This is a genomic window from Marinobacterium profundum (assembly GCF_001528745.1).
Lineage (GTDB): Bacteria > Pseudomonadota > Gammaproteobacteria > Pseudomonadales > Balneatricaceae > Marinobacterium_A > Marinobacterium_A profundum.
Genome location: NZ_BCNS01000032.1, coordinates 74,237 through 92,284, shown reverse-complemented (window position 1 = coordinate 92,284; position 18,048 = coordinate 74,237). Strand labels below are relative to the sequence as shown.

Genomic DNA, 18,048 nt, shown 5'->3' with positions numbered 1-18,048 from the left:
CTCAAATCAGTCGGCTCTCGCTACGGTCAGCATTCTCGGACAGCCTCCTAGCTGGGTGTGCCACGCGGGGCAGCGGCCGTCAGTCGTGTTTCTCACCATCGATGGAGGAGCGGGCCAGGTCACCGATATCGAATACCGGTGCTGCGTCTATATCCAGTGCGTTGATGATGCCCGCCACCCGCTCCAGCGAGGTGATGACCATTGACTGTTCCCACTGCTCCATGGCCTCGAACTTGCTGATAAACAGGTCCTGCAGGGAGGTGGGGGACTCCGCCAGCAGACGAGTGCCGGTCTCGGACAGGCAGGCCCATACCTTGCGCTTGTCGTGGCTGTCGCGCAGGCGCCCTACCAGTTGCTTCTTTTCCAGCCGGTCGAGGATGCTGGTGACCGTGGCCTGGGCCAAATTCATTTCCCGCGCCAGCAGGCCAATGGTCATGGAGCCGCCCTCGTGCAGCGTTTGCATGGTCAGCAGCTGCGGCAAAGTGAGTCCGCTCACCCGGCTAAGTTGCTTGTCGTGCAGGTCGGTTGCACGAATGATCTGGCGGATCAGGACAAGGGCTGACTGGCTTTTGCTCATGTGGGCTCGGGCGCTGGATCGGTGGTGAGGGGCTGCTGCCGTCTTTTTACGGCCTTGCCGGCAATAAAGCAACGACTGCCGTCTGAGCTGCTGCGCTGGGTGAGGCTATCTATTTCGCAATGCTATGTACTTTTCTGCAAGGTTGACTGGCTGTCCAATAAAAATATTTCGTGTTGCTAATTATTTTTTGTATTCAGATTGCGCGACATCATACTGTAACTTTCTGTATTTGCCTAGTTTTTGGCCACATACTGCGGTTGATGTTCTGGTTGGGATATGTTTTATAATAAAAAGCATCGTAATACGAAAAGTTATTTACCCTATGGAAGTTGATTTAATAAAGTTTCGCAAACCCAGTGGTCTTGATGGTCAGGGGCTTCACCAGCTGATCGCCCGCTGTGCTCCGCTGGATACCAATTCCGTGTATTGCAACCTGCTGCAATGCACCGACTTCGCCGATACGGCGATCGCAGCCCAGGGGCCCGACGGGCAACTGCTGGGCTTTATTTCGGGATACCGCCCACCGGGGCGGGAAGACACTCTCTTTGTCTGGCAGGTGGCGGTTGACGAAACCGCCCGCGGACTGGGCCTTGGCAGCCGTATGCTGCTGGCGCTGGTCCGGCGACTTGCACCCCAGGGTGTACGTCATATAGAAACCACGATTTCACCCGGCAATGATGCGTCCGAAGCCCTGTTTAGCAAGGTTTTTGGACTGCTCAATGCCCCCTGGGACAGGCAGTTGCTGTTTTCTAGCGAGGCCCACTTTGCCGGTCAGCATGATGACGAAATGCTGTACCGCGCCGGCCCCTTCGCGCTGCCCATCCCCTCACAGGCTTAATTGGAGAAACAATGAATATTTTTGAACAGAATGAATCCGTTATTCGCAGCTATTGCCGGTCTTTTCCGGTGATTTTCAAGCAGGCCAAAGGTGCTGAGCTGGTAGGGCGCGACGACGAGCGCTATATCGATTTCCTCGCCGGTGCCGGCACCCTGAACTACGGTCACAACAACCCGGTTCTGAAGCGGGCGCTGATTGACTACATCGAGTCTGATGGCGTGACCCACGGCCTGGACATGCACACCGACGCCAAGGAAAGCTTTCTGGAAGTGTTCAACCGCGTCATCCTGGAGCCGCGTGACATGGGGGACTGTGTGGTGCAGTTCACAGGCCCCACCGGTTCCAACTCGGTTGAGGCTGCGCTCAAGCTGGCCCGCAAGGTGAAGGGGCGTCGCAATATCATCAGTTTCACCAATGGTTTCCATGGTGTGACCACAGGCGCACTGGCCTGTACCGGTAATCAGCACCACCGCGGGGCGGCGGGTGTGACCCTGGGGGATGTCACCCGCATGCCGTTTGACGGCTATATGGGAGACAAGATGAATACCCTGGCCTACATGGACAAGTTGCTGAGTGATCCGAGCAGCGGCATTGACCATCCGGCGGCGGTAATTGTGGAAACCGTGCAGGGCGAAGGCGGCCTGAATGTGGCTTCTGCCGACTGGATGCGCAAGCTTGAGCGTCTGTGCCGCAAGCACGACATGCTGCTGATTGTGGATGATATCCAGGCAGGTTGTGGTCGTACCGGTGCCTTCTTCAGCTTTGAAGAAATGGGCATCAAGCCCGATATGGTTACGCTGTCCAAGTCACTCAGTGGCTATGGCCTGCCGCTGGCGGTGCTGGTGCTGCGCAAGGAGCTGGATCAGTGGGAGCCGGGTGAGCACAACGGTACTTTCCGTGGCAACAACCATGCCTTTATCACGGCGACCGCCGCTATCGAAACTTTCTGGAGCGACAGCCGCTTCGCCGAGGAAGTAAAGCGCAAGGCCAAACTGATACGTGAGCGTCTGCAGTCTATTGTGCAGCGTCAGGGCCCCAACTCACTGCGTGTGAAGGGTCGTGGCATGATGATTGGTATCGAATGTTCGAACGGTGAAATCGCTGCCAGCGTTTGCAGTCGCTCCTTTGCCCGCAATCTGGTGATCGAAACCAGTGGTGCGCAGAATCAGGTAGTGAAATGCCTTTGCCCGCTAACCATTACCGATGAGCAGATCACCACGGCGCTGGATATTCTGGAAGGTGCCTTCGCCGGCGCCATGGCTGAGCAGATCGATACTGCCGCATCCTGAGGAGACTGAACTTATGATCGTACGTACATTGCAGGAAGCAGAACAGAGCGAACGCCGCGTGGTTTCTGAAACCTGGGAAAGTACCCGCATGCTGCTGAAGCAGGACAACATGGGCTACTCGTTCCACATCACCACCATCTACGCGGGCACCGAGACGCATATCTGGTATCAGAATCATTTCGAATCGGTTTACTGCATCAGCGGTGAAGGCGAGATCGAAACACTGGCCGATGGCAAGGTGTACCCGATTACTCCAGGTACACTCTACAACCTGGATCAGCACGATGAGCATCTGCTGCGGGCCTCGTCCGAGCTCAAGCTTGCCTGTGTCTTCAATCCGCCTCTGAACGGGCTGGAAGTGCACGACGAAAACGGTGTTTACCCGCTGGAAGCGGATGCCGTTGCCTGATTGACGCCAGCGGCCCGGGGCTGATTTCCCCGGGTGCTGGCCGCCGTACCCCACTTCATTTGCCGGAGAATTCATGAGTTCGCGTCAAGATCTGTACCCGTCCCGTCAGCAGGCTGAGCCTGTCTGGATGGAGCGTCAGGACCCTGTGGTTTATACGCAGGATAGGGCGGAGGCACCGCTGGCGCCCGAGCTGATTGCCCAGTTCGAACGCGACGGTTACATGGTGATTCCCGAACTCTTTTCAGCGGTAGAAGTGGCGGCCATGAACGCAGAGCTTGAGCGCCTGCGCACTGATCCGGCCGTGCTGGTCTCGGATAAAGCCATTCGCGAACCCCAGAGTGGTGCGCTGCGCTCTTTGTTCGATATTCACTTCCATGACGGGCTCTTTGCGCGCCTGGCATCGGATGCGCGTCTGGCAGGCCTGGCGCGCTTTATCCTTGGCGGTGATGTGTATATCCATCAGTCGCGCATGAACCTCAAACCTGGGTTTGCCGGCAAAGAGTTCTACTGGCACTCCGATTTTGAAACCTGGCATGTGGAAGATGGCATGCCGCGCATGCGTGCGCTAAGCGCCTCCATCCTGCTGACCGACAATGACAGCAATAATGGGCCGCTGATGCTGGTGCCGGGCTCCCATCGCCATTACATCGGCTGTGTCGGCAAGACCCCGAAAGACCATTACCAGTACTCGCTGCGCCGACAGGAGTTCGGGGTGCCGGATGACGCCAGCCTGAGCCGCATGGTGGACCTCTACGGTATAGCTACCGCCACCGGGACAGCGGGGTCCGTGGTGTTTTTTGACTGCAATACGCTGCACGGTTCCAACAGCAATATAACGCCGGCTCCGCGCAGCAATCTGTTCTTCGTGTTCAATCACGTCGAGAACAGCCTGCAGGCCCCGTTTTGTGACCAGCCGCCGCGCCCGACATTTGTCGCGAACCGCGGCCCCCTGAAGCGGCTGGATATAGCCGCGACTGAGTGCACCTGATTCCGCGTCTGCCTTCTTTTTTTGCTGCCGCAGTTACTGCGATAGCACCCAATTTCAAGGAACTTTCCATATCAGTATGCATACAGTAGAAAAAATTGGTGGCACGTCCATGAGCCGCTTTGATGAAGTCATGGACAATATCCTGTTGGGCGGTCGCAGTGACGGCGCCCTTTATAACCGCATCTTTGTGGTTTCGGCCTACGCCGGCATGACCAACCTGCTGCTGGAGCACAAGAGGACCGGAGAACCCGGTGTCTATGCTCGCTTTGCCGACGCCCATAGCGACGATGCCTGGCTGGATGCGCTGGAAGGCGTGCGCAGCCGCATGGTGCAGAAGAACGCCGAACTGTTCAATACCGACTATGAGCGCTGCGCCGCTGATCACTTTGTGCAGGAGCGCATCGACGATGCCCGTGACTGCATGCAGAGCCTGCAGCGGCTCTGCACCTATGGCCACTTTCAGCTTGAAGAGCATCTGATGAAGGTGCGTGAAATGCTGGCGGCTATCGGTGAGGCGCACAGTGCCCACAATACGGTGCTGGCGCTGCGCAGCCGCGGCGTCAATGCCCGCATGGTGGATTTGACCGGCTGGCATCAGGATGCGCCCATGGAGTTCGAGGACATGGTGCGCAAGGGTTTCGAAGATATAGATCCCGCTACGGAACTGGCGGTTGCCACGGGTTATACCCATTGCAAGGCGGGTCTGATGAACACCTATGACCGTGGCTACAGTGAGATTACCTTCGCTGAAATCGCCACCGTGACCTCGGCCCGCGAAGCCATTATCCACAAGGAATACCACCTTAGCAGTGCGGATCCGATGCTGGTTGGTACCGATAAGGTGGTGACTATTGGGCGCACCAACTACGATGTGGCCGATCAGCTATCGAACCTCGGCATGGAGGCGATTCATCCGAAGGCAGCGAAGTCGCTGCGCCGTGCCGGTGTTGAACTGCGCATCAAGAATGCGTTTGAGCCCGAGCATGATGGCACCCTGATTAGCCAGTCCTACGTTAGCGATCGACCCTGCGTCGAGATTGTCGCTGGGCGCAAGGACGTGTTTGGACTGGAAGTGTTCGATCAGGAGATGCTTGGCGATGTTGGCTATGACATTGAACTGACGCGCCTTCTCAAGCAGCTCAAGCTCTATGTGGTGAACAAGGATTCGGACGCCAACAGCATTACTTACTATGTGTCAGGCTCGCGCAAGATGGTTAATCGGGCGGCCCGGCTGGTGGAAGAGCGCTACAAGGATGCCGAGGTCACGGTACACAACGTGGCTATCGTTTCCGCGATAGGCTCGGACCTCAAGGTTAAGGGCATGCTGGCACGCATGATGTCCGCCATGGCCGAGGCCGGCATCAGTGTGCAGGGAGCACACCAGTCGATCCGCCAGGTGCAGATGCAGTGTGTCGTGCGGGAAGAAGATTATGCCCAGACAGTGGTCGTGCTGCATCGGGCGCTGGTGGAGCGTGAAGGTTACGAGGATGTGATCTCCGCCGCCTGATGCCCTGGCCTGTGACTGGCGCAACGCGGGTGTGGCAGGCACAACAAGACCCTGAAAAAGCAGGGAAATCGCATTAGTGGCAGACTTAAAACCCGGGCATCGCGTCCGGGTTTTTGCTGTTTTGCGGTCAGTATCAAGTACTGGAATCGCACGATTGATAGCAGGATGGGGCTGGATTCGATTTTGCTGCTCGTTAGTGTCATTATTGCTGCAGTTTCTTATAAAAACGACTGTGAAACATGGAGAGCCGAGTCGTGAGCGCAGTGCTAAAATCCTTGAATGACACAGATCAACTGCCCGTGCTACTGGCTCGGCAGCCCATTTACACCAAGAATCAGGACGTGGTCGCGTTTGAACTGCTGTTCCGCAGCAAGACCGGTGAGGTCGATCGCTCGATTACCGACGATGCGGCGACTCTGGCGGTTATCACTAATACCTATTCCAGTGTCTGCAGCGATGGCGAAATTCGCACTCTGCCGTGCTACCTCAAGCTCACCGACAAGGTGTTGCTGAACAGCAACTTCCCCGAGCTTCCCAAGGATAGCTTCGCGCTTGAGCTGCTGGGTCACACCGAAGTTACACCTGAGCTGCTGGAGCGTTTGAAACAGCTGGCCAAAAGCGGTTATCGACTGGTGTTGGCGGATTACGATCCGAGCAACCCGAAGTTCGAACCTCTGCTCTCTATCGTACATGTACTCAAACTGGATATTCTCAAGCTGGGTATGCAGGAGCTGCCGGATATCATTCGCAAGCTCAAACCCTATAATCTTGAGCTGCTGGCTGACAAGGTCGAAAACAAGGAGCAGTTCAGGCAGTGTCTTGAAATGGGCTTTTCGCTCTACCAGGGTTATTTTCTGAGCAAGCCGATTCCGGTGCGCGGCAAGAAAATATCCGGCAACAAGGTTGTCCTGCTGCAGCTGCTAACGGAACTGCAGAACCCTGACACCACAGCGGCAACGCTGGAGCAGATCGCAGTCAATGATGCGGCCCTGACGTTCAAAATTCTTAAGGTGGTGAATTCGGCGGCATTCAACCTGAGGCGCGAAATTGAGTCTCTGTCCCATGCCATTACACTGCTGGGGCTGGATCAGATTCGCCGCTGGGTGACCCTGTTCCTCGCCGGGGCCGAACCTGGCAAGCCCGATGAACTGACCCGCAACATGCTGGTGCGTGGGCGCATGTGCGAGCTGCTGGCAGAACTCATGGGGCGTCCCCATGCGCTGAACTACTTTATTGTCGGTTTGCTGTCTCAGCTGGATGTACTGCTGGATATCGAGATGAGCGAACTGATGGATCAGGTGCCGCTGCAGCAGGATATCAAGGCTGCGTTGCTGACCCGCTCGGGCATGCTGGGAGAGGTGCTGCAGGATGTGGAAGTGTACGAACGGGGCGAGTTTGCGGCGCTGAAAAAACTGGTGGAGCCGTCCTACTACGAAGTCTCTTATCGCCACAGCCTGCTATGGGCGCAGTCGGTGATGCAGGCCATGTCTGAAGGCTAGCAGATAAGATAAAAGGGATAGAGGGGCAGTTCGTAGCCTGGAATGACCGCCATTGATGGCGGAAATCCTGAAAACGCAGGAGCGGTTTTCAGGGGGATTTACGAATTCCGGGAAATGAGCCCCGGGCGTATTTCGAGGATGTGCCTGCGAATTCCAGAAACCAGGTAGGTTGGGTGCAGGCCCGAAGGGGCGTAACCCAACAATGAACCACCGATTGATGGGTTCCGCTACGCTCCACCGCATCCTACAAGGCCACGTACCTTCGCTCCCTTGTATCTGCTTTTCCGCTAGCTGGCACTTTCCATCTGGGATTGCAGATAGTTCTGCAGGCCGACCTTGTTGATCAGCTCCAGCTGGGTTTCCAGATAGTCGATGTGTTCCTCTTCTGATTCCAGGATGTCTTCCAGCAGTTCGCGGCTGCTGTAGTCCTGTACCTTCTCGCAGTGTTTTATGCCTTCGCGCAGATCCGGCAGAGCATCCAGCTCCAGCGCCAGGTCGCATTGCAGCATTTCCGCGGTGTCTTCACCGATGCGCAACTTGCCGAGATTTTGCAGGTTGGGCAGGCCTTCCAGAAACAGAATGCGTTCTATCAGCCGGTCGGCATGTTTCATTTCATCAATGGATTCGTGGTATTCGTGATCGGCCAGGGCCTTGAGCCCCCAGTCTTTCCACATGCGTGAGTGCAGGAAGTACTGATTGATGGCAACCAGTTCGTTGTACAGGGCCTTGTTGAGATACTCGAGGACTTTCTTGTCGCCTTTCATGCCGCTGTCTCCGCGTTGGATGAACAGCAAACAGTATTGAAGGTGGCTGGGGATCTGTCAAAGATGAGGGGGCATGCGAGTGCAATGGGCAGGCGCTGGGTTCCCGACTGCTGAATCAGGCGGCTATTACTTCGTCTGCCAGGTGCAGGAAGGGGTGCTCCGCGATGATCTCGCGGGTGGCGCAAATGCATTTGCCGCATTCAGAGCCGACACCCAGTTCACGGTAAACGTCACGCAGGGTGCGGGCACCGCGGTCGAGGGCTTCGCGAATCTGGCGGTCGCTGACATTTTTGCAAATACAGACTTTCATGGTTCGGCCCGCTAGTGTCTTGATACGGAATGGTAATGATAATAGTTATCATCCCTTTCTTTGGCAAGGCCTAATGCCAGGCTGAACTTGAAAGTTTTTTGATACGTTTTGGCTATTAGATCGTTATTGGTGATTGGTAAAGATGCAGGGTTCAAGGTGAATGGGAGCGAAGGGCAGTTCGTAGCCTGGAATGAGTTTACGAATTCCGGGAAACGAGCGAAGCGAGTTTCGAGGATGTGTTCGCGGTTGTCGGACTTCGCACGCTCAGTCCCCGGAATTCGCCCGAGGCTCATTCCAGGCTACGTGGCCTGCTCTTGCTCCCTTGCAACTCGCCCCTCGCCCCTGCTCTTGCTCCCTTGCAACTCGCCCCTCGCCCCTGCTCTTGCACCTTGAAAAGCAAAAAGGCAGCCGAAGCTGCCTTTAGTGTCACTGTGCAAAGAGCCTGAGAGCTAGTCTTCCAGCTTGGACAGGTCGCGTACCGCGCCCTTGTCGGCGCTGGTGGCGAGCAGGGCGTAGGCCTTGAGGGCAGCCGAAACCTTGCGCGGACGCGGCTGGGCCGGCTTCCAGCCTGCCTTGCCTTTCTTGTCCATGGCCGCACGGCGATGCGCCAGTTCTTCCATCGACAGTTTTACGTCGATGCTGCGGTTGGGGATGTCGATACGGATAATGTCGCCGTTTTCCACCAGGCCAATGGCGCCACCGGCACCGGCTTCGGGGGATACATGACCGATGGACAGGCCCGAGGTGCCGCCGGAGAAGCGACCGTCGGTCAGCAGGGCGCAGGACTTGCCCAGTCCCTTGGACTTGAGGTACGACGTCGGGTAGAGCATTTCCTGCATGCCCGGGCCACCTTTGGGACCTTCGTAGCGTACGATCATGACATGGCCAGGTTTGACCTGGTCTTCCAGTATATGGCGCACGGCTTCGTCCTGGGACTCGGTAATATGCGCCGGGCCTTCAAACACCAGGTTCTCGTCATCGACACCGGCAGTTTTCACCACGCAGCCGTCTTCAGCGATGTTGCCGTACAGCACGGCCAGGCCGCCTTCCAGCGAGAAAGCGTGTTCAATGGAGCGGATGCAGCCGTTCTCGCGATCACCGTCCAGCGTCGGCCAGCGAGTCGACTGGCTGAAGGCGGTCTGGGTCGGAATGCCGGCGGGGCCAGCCTTGAAAAATTCCACCACGGCGGGAGACGGGTTGCGCATGATATCCCACTGATCCAGTGCCGCTTTCATGCTGGGGCTGTGGATGGTGGGGATGTCACTGTGCAGCTTGCCGGCACGGTCCAGCTCGCCAAGAATGGCCATGATGCCACCGGCGCGGTGCACGTCTTCGACATGGTACTTGGGCGTGTTCGGCGCCACCTTGCACAGCTGGGGCACCACATGCGACAGACGGTCGATATCCTTGAGGGTGAAGTCGATTTCGGCTTCAAGGGCGATGGCCAGCAGGTGCAGGATGGTGTTGGTGGAACCGCCCATGGCGATATCCAGCGTCATGGCATTTTCGAATGCCTTGAAGTTGCCGATGCTGCGCGGCAGGGCACTTTCGTCATCCTGCTCGTAGTAGCGCTTGGACAGTTCGACGATAGTGCGACCGGCCTGCAGGAACAGCTCTTCGCGGTCGGAATGGGTCGCCAGTACGGTACCGTTGCCCGGCAGGGACAGGCCCAGGGCTTCGGTCAGGCAGTTCATGGAATTGGCGGTGAACATGCCGGAGCAGGAGCCGCAGGTTGGGCAGGCGGATCTTTCGTACTCGGCGACCTTCTCGTCGGAGGCACTGTCGTCAGCCGCAATCACCATGGCGTCGACCAGATCCAGCTTGTGCTCGGACAGTTTGGTCTTGCCGGCTTCCATCGGGCCGCCGGAGACGAAGACCACCGGAATATTGAGGCGCATGGCGGCCATCAGCATTCCCGGTGTGATCTTGTCGCAGTTGGAAATGCACACCAGCGCATCAGCGCAATGGGCATTGACCATGTATTCCACCGAATCGGCGATGATGTCGCGACTTGGCAGCGAGTAGAGCATGCCGTCGTGACCCATGGCGATACCGTCATCAACGGCGATGGTGTTGAATTCCTTGGCGACACCGCCGGCTTTCTCGATTTCACGCGCCACCAGCTGGCCCATGTCCTTGAGGTGGACGTGGCCTGGCACGAACTGGGTGAAGGAGTTGGCGATGGCAATAATCGGCTTGTGGAAATCTGCGTCTGTCATTCCGGTTGCGCGCCAGAGCGCGCGGGCGCCGGCCATGTTGCGACCGGCTGTCGAGGTCTTGGAACGATATTGCGGCATGACCTTGTGTCCTCGGCTGCTGCGGCGCGCCAGCGCGGCTGGCGACACACTTATATTTGGAAACGGCGAGTATAACAGAAGCCAACTAGGGTGCAGTACTGCCGCCGGATACGGTGTTCATGCGTGCTTGGCAAGTTAATGCCGGATTCAGGCGCTTCTGTCTAAAGTAGGTGCCAGAGTAAAGCATTCCTGAGACCAAGGAGGCAGATAATGTCACGCATACTATGTACAGGACTAATTGCCATCTGGCTGTTGGCCCCTATGGCCCAGGCTGGTTCCAAAGACCGTGACGACTGGCGCGAATCACGTCATCACGGACACCACGGACACCATGACCGCTACGATTACGCCAAGGTGGTCGACGTTGATCCCATTATCCAGCGTGAGCGCAGAAGGGTCGAACGGGAGGTCTGCTGGAATGAGCAGGTACGGGTTCGAGCCGATGGTTATCGCCGCAGTGATGGCGTGGGTGCTGCGCTGGTGGGTGGTGTTCTCGGCGGTGTCGTTGGTCACGAGCTGGGCCGCGGCAGCCATCACAATCAGGTGGGTACCGTTGTGGGTGTGGCCGTGGGCGCGACCCTCGGACACCAGCTGGCTGACCGGCGGCATGAGCGCTACGAAACGGTGACCGAACGGCGCTGTGCCGTAAAACCGGAACTGGAGTATTATGAAACCGTTACCGGGTACCGTGTCAGTTACCGTTATCGAGGCCAGGTGTATCACACCACGACGGCGGACCATCCCGGCAAGCGCATTCGCGTCAAAGTGGATGTGGCACCCGCATACAGGCATGGCTGAAGGGCCGGACAAGCATAGAATAAGGAGCGGACCTTGATGTTGCGAACCTATAGTATTCGGCGCCTGCCGGGCAGCAGTCTCACTTTGTGTGCGCTGATGCTGTGCCTGGCGCTGGTTCCGGTTGCCCAGGCTGAAAATGCCACACCGGGCCGGTTAATGCAGGCTCAGCTGCTGCAGGTGGCTGAGCGAGGTGTCAGCGTACAGAAGGCAGTCGAGCTGGTTCGCAGTCAATACAAGGGCCAGGTGGTCAAGGCGACCGAAATTGAGTTTCAGGGACGCCCGGCCTATCGTATTCGTCTGGTAAACGCCGGGCGGGTGCGGGATGTGCTGGTGGACGTTCAGTCGGGTCAGATTATTAATGCCAGGGGAAACGACGGATGAAAGTACTGATCGTCGAAGATGACAAGGATTTGCGCCGCCAGCTAAAAACGGCGCTTGAAACTCGCGGTTACACCGTGGAAGAAAGTGCCGACGGTGAAGATGCCGCCTTTATGGGAGTGGAATACCCCTACGATCTGGCGGTGGTGGATCTTGGGCTGCCAAAATTGTCCGGCGTTGAAGTGATTCGTCGCTGGCGGGCAGAACAGAAGCTGTTTCCGGTGCTGATTCTGACCGCGCGTGGCGACTGGCAGGACAAGGTCGAGGGGCTGGAAGCCGGCGCCGACGACTATCTGGTCAAGCCGTTTCATGTTGAGGAACTGATGGCACGCCTGAATGCACTGGTGCGCCGGGCTGCAGGTCATGCGACTCCGGTGATGCGCTTCGGCCCCATTGCACTGGACACCTCGGGTCGGGTGGTGACGCTGGACGACCGGCCGGTGAAACTCACCAGTTACGAGTTCCGCACTCTGGAATATCTGATCCTGAATGCCGGCAAGACCATTTCCAAGACAGAGCTGACCGAGCACCTGTACCACCAGGACTTTGACCGTGACAGCAACGTGCTGGAGGTGTTTATCCGCCGCCTGCGCCAGAAGCTGGATCCGGACCAGACCCTGCAACCGATCACGACCGTACGCGGCCTGGGTTATCGCTTTGACCTGGCGCAGGTGACCCCGGACTGATGCTGCGACTGCTCCGCCCCCGGGTGCGCTCTCTTAGGGCGCGCCTGCTGTTTTTTTCCTGCAGCCTGTTGCCGGTGGTTTTCTTTAGCGCCTGGTTTGCACTGCAAAATGCCTTTCTGCACAGTCTTGAAACCGCCGAGCGTGAGCGCCTCAAGCTGCAGGTGTACCTGTTGCTGGGGGCTGCTGAATTCCAGGACGGGCGCCTGAGTATTCCCCAGGCACTGCGTGAGCCGCGCTTCGGCCAGATCGAGTCTGGGCTCTACGGCGTGATTGAAAGTCGCACAGGCGCGCTGCAGTGGCGTTCCGAGTCCAGCATGCTGCTGTCGGCCTCCTTGCTGCTGGCGCTGCACGATACGCCCCTGATCCCAGGTGACGTCCTGTTTACCCATTTGCCCGAGCATGGCCTCTATCTGTACCAATATCCGGTGGTATGGGAGAGCGCAGGCCAGGAGCATCAGTATCTCATCAACGTGCTGGAAACCGACCGGCCGCTGCAGGCCGAGCTGCGGGCCTATCGTAACCAGTTGGTAAGCTGGCTCAGTCTGCTGTTTGTACTGGCGCTGCTGGTGCAGTACGTCATTCTGCGCTGGAGCCTCAAACCGCTGGATGCACTGGCACTGGATCTCAAGCGCATCGAGAGTGGCGACGCCCACAAGCTGGAAGGTGCTTATCCGCTGGAGGTGCAGCCGGTGACTGAAAACCTCAACCTGTTGCTCGACAGTGAGCGGCGTCAGCGCGAGCGCTATCGCAATACGTTGGGGGATCTGGCGCACAGCCTCAAGACGCCGCTGGCGGTGATTCGTGGCCTGGCCGAGGAGGCTTTGCCCTATGACGAGTATCAGCACATCGTTAATGACCAGACCGAACGCATGGGGCAGATAGTGCAATATCAGCTGGCCCGGGCGGTGAAAAGTCAGGGGCGCCAGATCGCCGCCGGCGTGGATGTGGCGCCCATAGTGCAGCGTATTTCCCAGGCGTTGCTCAAGGTCTATCGCGACAAGGGCGTGCAGATCGAACAGCAGCTGGCCGAGGGCCTGCGTTTTGCCGGCGATGAACGCGACTTGATGGAGCTGCTGGGCAACCTGCTGGAAAACGCCTGCAAGTATGGCCGGCAGCAGGTTCGGGTGGTGGCGAAGCTGCAGGATGCGGACAACCTGCAGATCTATATCGACGACGATGGTGCCGGGGTGTCAATCGAACGCCGTGATGTAGTGTTGCAGCGTGGCGAGCGACTTGATACGTCGGCGCCGGGGCAGGGTATCGGTCTGGCGGTGGCGGTGGATATTCTCAGCAGCTATAACGGCGAACTCAGTATTCATGAGTCGCCGCTGGGCGGTGCCCGTTTTCGCATTCTGCTGCCGGCCGTCTCCGTCTAGAGCACTTTCATCTTACATCGACCCATTACGATAGCTGAGACGAGATTAAGGTGACCCTGTTGGAGCCTGTGCAGGCTGGGGTATCGGAGCGGTTTGATGGCGCGTTACTTTCTTTGCTCGTGCAAAGAAAGTAACCAAAGAAAGCACGCCCCGATGAAGCCTATTCGCTGTGCTCTGAGATCATTCGGCGGGCTGCGCTGACGGTACATCCCTGTACCTCATCGCAGGCGCATCAGTCCCTGTTGCGCCCCTTCGGGCCTTGTCGCCGAATGACCTCAGTGCTCGCTGGCTTCATAAGGGGGATCGGAGCCGTTCTGATGTTTCGGTGGCAGCACTCAAAGCGACCTTGATCGACAGATAAGTGTTTCGTGAAAGTGCTCTAAATTGGTTTGATAAAGACCTTGGAATTACGCTGGTAGTTGTACAGCTCCTTGCGTTTGCCGGGCAGCTGTTCCAGCGGCGCCTCGACAAAGCCGCGCTCCACAAACCAGTGCGCCGTGCGGGTGGTCAGCACGAACAGCTGTGACAATCCCATTTCCCGAGCCACCTCTTCGATAGCGCCGAGCAGCATTTCACCGCGCTCGCCGCCGCGATAGAGGTTGGACACCGCCACACAGGCCAGCTCCCCCATGCCTTCGTCGCTGAAGGGGTAGAGCGCCGCGCAGGCGATAATGGCGCCATCGCGCTCGACGATGGTGAACTGTTCGATCTCGGCTTCCAGCAGTTCGCGGGAGCGTCGCACCAGAATACCGGCCTGCTCCAGCGGAGCTATCAGCTCCAGAATACCACCGACATCCTCAATGGATGCCTGGCGTACCTGTTCGTAGGACTCGCGCACTACCATGGTTCCGGCACCGTCGCGGGTGAACATTTCGCTCAGCAGGGCACCGTCTTCCTGATAGCTGATCAGGTGGCAACGGGGGATACCGTGGTTGCAGGCGATCACGGCGGCATCGAGCTGGCGGGACAGTTCGGTGTATTCCTGGTCCGGCGCCTCGGACTCCATGCGGTTAAGGTATTGTTTGACCATGCGCTCGGCGGTGCGGGCCAGCAGTTCACTGCGCAGCTCGCCGCTGCTGTCGAACACGCCTTTGGCGGAGCCAAACAGAATCAGCTTCTCGGCGCTCAGTGCCTTGGCCGCTTCGGTTGCGACTTCTTCGATGGCCAGGTTGAACATTTCCCCGGTGGGGGAATAGCCAATATTGGACAACAGTACTATTTCGCCATGATCCAGGTGGCGCGCTATGGCGGTTTTGTCTACCCGGCGTACTTCACCTGTATGCATCAGGTCCACACCCTCATGGATGCCATAGGGTCTTGCTGTCACAAAGTTGCCGGAGCAGACCCGAATGCGGGCGCCGTGCATGGGGGTGTTGGCCAGCCCCATCGACAGCCGAGCCTCGATAAGGCAGCGCTGATAGCCACAGGCATCGATAACGCAGTCCAGGGTTTCACTGTCGGTGATGCGCATGTCGTGGTGCAGGCGTGACTGCAGGCCCCGCTCGGTCAGACGCTGTTCTATCTGCAAACGCGAGCCATACACCAGCACCAGACGCACGCCCAGACTGTTGAGCAGCACTATGTCATGCACGATATTGGCGAAATTGGCGTCTACCACTGCATCGCCACCGAGCATCAGCACGAAGGTCTTGCCACGGTGAGCGTTTATGTAGGGCGATGACTGGCGGAACCAGTTTACATGTTGCTGGATGTCGTTAGTCACGTCAGGAGTCCGTTGCGCCGTGCAGGCAGTATTTCTGAATCAGTTGTTCCAGCACCGCGACCATGGGGTTGATCTGGTCGTGGGCCAGGTATTCGTCGGGTTGGTGTGCCTGGGCGATACTGCCGGGGCCCATGACGATGGTATCCATGCCCATGTCCTGCAGGAAGGGGGCTTCGGTACCAAAGGCGACCGCTTCGGCCTGATGGCCGGTCAGTTGTTCCGCGGTGCGAACCAGTTCTGACGTACGCGAATTCTGGAACGGTGGTATGCCCGGAAACAGTTCCTCGACATCGATGGTAACGCCGAAAGGCTGCTGTAGCGGCGCCAGGCGCTTGTGGATGGATTCGCGCAGTATATCGATACTCATGCCCGGCAGCGGGCGCAAATCGAACTCGAGCTCGCAGCGGCCGCAGATGCGGTTGGGGTTGTCGCCACCGTGGATGCAGCCCAGATTAAGGGTCGGTACCGAGACGGTGAAGTCGCTCTGTCGATACTGCTGTTGCAGTTCGCGTCTGAAGGCGATGAGCTCACCCATCACGCTGTGCATGGCTTCGAGTGCGCTGGCACCCAGGCTGGGGTCCGACGAATGGCCGGAGCGGCCGGTGACCCTCACCACATCCATCATGATGCCCTTGTGCATGTAAATGGGCTTGATGCTGGTCGGCTCTCCAATCACGGCATAGCGGGCCTTGGGGCGGCCGGCTTCGGCCAGGGCACGGGCGCCGCTCATTGAGCTTTCTTCGTCGGCGGTCGCCAGTATGATCAGCGGCTGTTTGAGGGGCTGGCCCACGAAGCGGCGTGCGGCTTCAATGGCAATCGGAAAGAAGCCTTTCATGTCGCAGGTGCCAAGGCCGTAGAAACGGTTGTCCCGTTCATCGAGGCGAAATGGATCGCTTTTCCACAGCTCGCTGTTGCAGGGCACGGTATCGGTGTGACCCGACAGCACCAGGCCGCCGGGGCCTGTGCCCAGGGTGGCGATCAGGTTGGACTTGCCCGGCTGGCCGGGTACGGGCATCACCTCGGTGCTAAAGCCCAGGTCCGACAGCCAGCTTTCAAGTTTGGTGATAACGCCGTGGTTGCTTTGGTCCCAGTCGGGGGACGAGCAACTGATTGACGGAACCGCGATCAGTTCGCGCAACATGGTGACCAGATCGGGAATGGCGGCGGGCATGACAGACCTCGAAGGCAAATGACATGGGCTCTATTGTGCAGGCTTTGCAGGCACCGGTCTATGTTGGGCCAGGGTACAATTTAGAGGCCACTGAAAACAAAAATGGCGCCTTCGGGGGGAAGGCGCCATTTGCGTATAGCCGGTTTGGATTCTTGGCTGCTAGCTGAACATGCCCTTGAACATGAAGAAGAACATGATGGCCAGGAAAGCGCCGGCTGGCAGGGTAATGACCCAGGAGATAAAGATGGTCCCCACGACCCGCAGATTCAGAGCTGCCAGGCCTCGGGCCATGCCTACGCCCAGTATCGCACCCACCAGGGTATGGGTAGTGGATATCGGCAGGCCGGTGCCGGACGCGATGACCACGGTTGTGGCGGCGGCCAGGGTCGCGGCGAAACCACGGCTGGGCGTCAGTTCGGTGATGTTGTTGCCCACGGTAGCGATTACCTTGTGGCCATACATCATCAGGCCGGCAACGATACCGGCGCCGCCGAGCAGCAGGATCCAGGTCGGCATTGAGGTTTTCTGGGCTACGGCACCACCGGCGCTGACGACGCCAACAATGGCGGCCAGCGGTCCGACGGCGTTGGCAACGTCGTTGGAGCCGTGGGCAAAGGCCATGGCGCAGGCGGTGAACATCATCAATACGGCGAAGATTTTTTCGACGCTGGAAAAGTGATATTCACGGTCCTCTTCCGGATTGGGCTGAATGTTACGCTGCAGCACCAGGCCCACCAGCATGGTGAATATGCCGAAGCCGATGGAGTAGAGCACACTTTCGGTCCCGCTCAGGTGCAGGCCAACATGCTTGAGACCCTTGGTGAAGGTCACCATGGCGATGATGAAGCCCACCAGGAAGATGTATACAGGCACATACTTCTTGGCGTTCTTGAACGGATCGGCGGTATCCAGAATCAGCTTCTGGACGGTACGGAACAGGAAGAAGGCGATAAAGCCCGCCATCAAGGGTGACACTACCCAACTGGCAACAATGCTGGAGACCTTGCCCCACTGTACGGCTTCCGGTGATATGCCCACGGCGGCAAAACCGACGATGGCACCGACGATGGAGTGGGTGGTGGATACCGGCCAGCCATAGTGGGTGGCAATCAGCAGCCAGACGCCTGCGGCCAGCAAGGCGGCAAGCATGCCGTAGATCAGCAGGTCCGGTGAGCCTGCGAGCAGGTCCGGATCAATAATGCCCTTGCGGATAGTGTCTGTGACCGCGCCACCGGCCAGATAAGCACCGGCAAACTCGAACAGAATGGCGATCATGATCGCCTGTTTCAGGGTCAGGGCACGGGAGCCTACTGAGGTGCCCATGGCATTGGCTACGTCATTGGCGCCTACGCCCCAGGCCATGAAGAAACCGAAGATGCAGGCAAGGATGACGATCATATCGCCGTGCTGTGCAATCATGTTCATGTGGAAATCCTTG

At 58.1% G+C, this 18,048-nt stretch carries 17 protein-coding genes; 10 read left to right on the top strand and 7 right to left on the bottom strand.

The window, feature by feature from the left end; genetic code table 11:
- Positions 1-79: 79 nt before the first annotated feature.
- On the bottom strand, positions 80-577 hold the full coding sequence (locus MPRO_RS02540; RefSeq protein ID WP_067286555.1) for a MarR family winged helix-turn-helix transcriptional regulator: 498 nt from the start codon (positions 575-577) through the stop codon (positions 80-82).
- A 322-nt stretch (positions 578-899) separates the two neighbouring features.
- Between MPRO_RS02540 and ectA the strand changes: the two genes are divergently transcribed.
- The 6 genes from ectA (at position 900) to MPRO_RS02510 (ending at position 7,107) form a co-directional block, all read left to right on the top strand.
- Positions 900-1,415, top strand: coding sequence for a diaminobutyrate acetyltransferase (gene ectA / locus MPRO_RS02535; protein WP_067286553.1), 516 nt, complete (start codon positions 900-902; stop codon positions 1,413-1,415).
- Positions 1,416-1,426: 11 nt separating this feature from the next.
- Positions 1,427-2,704 (top strand): diaminobutyrate--2-oxoglutarate transaminase, encoded by a 1,278-nt coding sequence (gene ectB / locus MPRO_RS02530; RefSeq protein ID WP_067286551.1) that lies wholly within the window; start codon positions 1,427-1,429, stop codon positions 2,702-2,704.
- A 13-nt stretch (positions 2,705-2,717) separates the two neighbouring features.
- The gene (locus tag MPRO_RS02525; protein ID WP_067286549.1) at positions 2,718-3,113 is read left to right on the top strand and encodes an ectoine synthase; all 396 of its coding nucleotides are present in this window, start codon (positions 2,718-2,720) and stop codon (positions 3,111-3,113) included.
- A gap of 73 nt (positions 3,114-3,186) precedes the next feature.
- Positions 3,187-4,101 carry an ectoine hydroxylase gene (thpD, locus tag MPRO_RS02520; RefSeq protein WP_067286547.1) on the top strand — a complete coding sequence of 305 codons (915 nt, stop codon included), beginning with the start codon at positions 3,187-3,189 and terminating at the stop codon, positions 4,099-4,101.
- Between the two features lie 76 nt (positions 4,102-4,177).
- Entirely contained in the window at positions 4,178-5,608 is a 1,431-nt protein-coding gene (locus MPRO_RS02515; RefSeq protein WP_067286545.1) for an aspartate kinase, read from the top strand.
- A 254-nt stretch (positions 5,609-5,862) separates the two neighbouring features.
- A complete protein-coding gene (locus MPRO_RS02510) occupies positions 5,863-7,107 on the top strand; it encodes an EAL and HDOD domain-containing protein (protein WP_102136254.1) in 1,245 nt (414 codons plus the stop codon).
- A gap of 287 nt (positions 7,108-7,394) precedes the next feature.
- Here the strand turns inward: MPRO_RS02510 and bfr are convergent, their stop codons facing one another.
- The 3 genes from bfr to ilvD all read right to left on the bottom strand — a co-directional run bounded on the left by bfr (position 7,395) and on the right by ilvD (position 10,478).
- Complete coding sequence (gene bfr / locus MPRO_RS02505; protein WP_067286540.1) at positions 7,395-7,871, bottom strand: bacterioferritin; 477 nt, start codon at positions 7,869-7,871, stop codon at positions 7,395-7,397.
- 115 nt (positions 7,872-7,986) lie between these two features.
- The gene (locus MPRO_RS02500; RefSeq protein WP_067286538.1) at positions 7,987-8,181 is read right to left on the bottom strand and encodes a (2Fe-2S)-binding protein; all 195 of its coding nucleotides are present in this window, start codon (positions 8,179-8,181) and stop codon (positions 7,987-7,989) included.
- Positions 8,182-8,630: 449 nt separating this feature from the next.
- Entirely contained in the window at positions 8,631-10,478 is a 1,848-nt protein-coding gene (gene ilvD, locus MPRO_RS02495; protein WP_067286536.1) for a dihydroxy-acid dehydratase, read from the bottom strand.
- A gap of 210 nt (positions 10,479-10,688) precedes the next feature.
- Here ilvD and MPRO_RS02490 point away from each other — a divergent pair, with 210 nt between their 5' ends.
- From MPRO_RS02490 to MPRO_RS02475, 4 genes are read left to right on the top strand one after another with little or no spacing between them, the layout of a single operon-like run.
- Positions 10,689-11,276: a glycine zipper 2TM domain-containing protein gene (locus MPRO_RS02490; protein WP_067286534.1), complete on the top strand. Its 588-nt coding sequence runs from the start codon at positions 10,689-10,691 to the stop codon at positions 11,274-11,276.
- Between the two features lie 36 nt (positions 11,277-11,312).
- Positions 11,313-11,657, top strand: coding sequence for a PepSY domain-containing protein (locus tag MPRO_RS02485; protein ID WP_067286531.1), 345 nt, complete (start codon positions 11,313-11,315; stop codon positions 11,655-11,657).
- A complete protein-coding gene (locus MPRO_RS02480) occupies positions 11,654-12,340 on the top strand; it encodes a response regulator transcription factor (protein WP_067286529.1) in 687 nt (228 codons plus the stop codon). The genes MPRO_RS02485 and MPRO_RS02480 overlap by 4 nt, the downstream gene beginning before the upstream one ends.
- Positions 12,340-13,716: an ATP-binding protein gene (locus MPRO_RS02475; RefSeq protein ID WP_067286527.1), complete on the top strand. Its 1,377-nt coding sequence runs from the start codon at positions 12,340-12,342 to the stop codon at positions 13,714-13,716. The genes MPRO_RS02480 and MPRO_RS02475 overlap by 1 nt, the downstream gene beginning before the upstream one ends.
- A gap of 379 nt (positions 13,717-14,095) precedes the next feature.
- Here the strand turns inward: MPRO_RS02475 and argA are convergent, their stop codons facing one another.
- From argA to MPRO_RS02460, 3 genes are all read right to left on the bottom strand, one after another.
- On the bottom strand, positions 14,096-15,439 hold the full coding sequence (argA, locus tag MPRO_RS02470) for an amino-acid N-acetyltransferase (RefSeq protein WP_082708404.1): 1,344 nt from the start codon (positions 15,437-15,439) through the stop codon (positions 14,096-14,098).
- A 1-nt stretch (position 15,440) separates the two neighbouring features.
- Positions 15,441-16,610: an acetylornithine deacetylase gene (gene argE, locus MPRO_RS02465; RefSeq protein ID WP_067286526.1), complete on the bottom strand. Its 1,170-nt coding sequence runs from the start codon at positions 16,608-16,610 to the stop codon at positions 15,441-15,443.
- Between the two features lie 159 nt (positions 16,611-16,769).
- A complete protein-coding gene (locus tag MPRO_RS02460) occupies positions 16,770-18,035 on the bottom strand; it encodes an inorganic phosphate transporter (RefSeq protein WP_067286524.1) in 1,266 nt (421 codons plus the stop codon).
- Between the last annotated feature and the right edge of the window lie 13 nt (positions 18,036-18,048).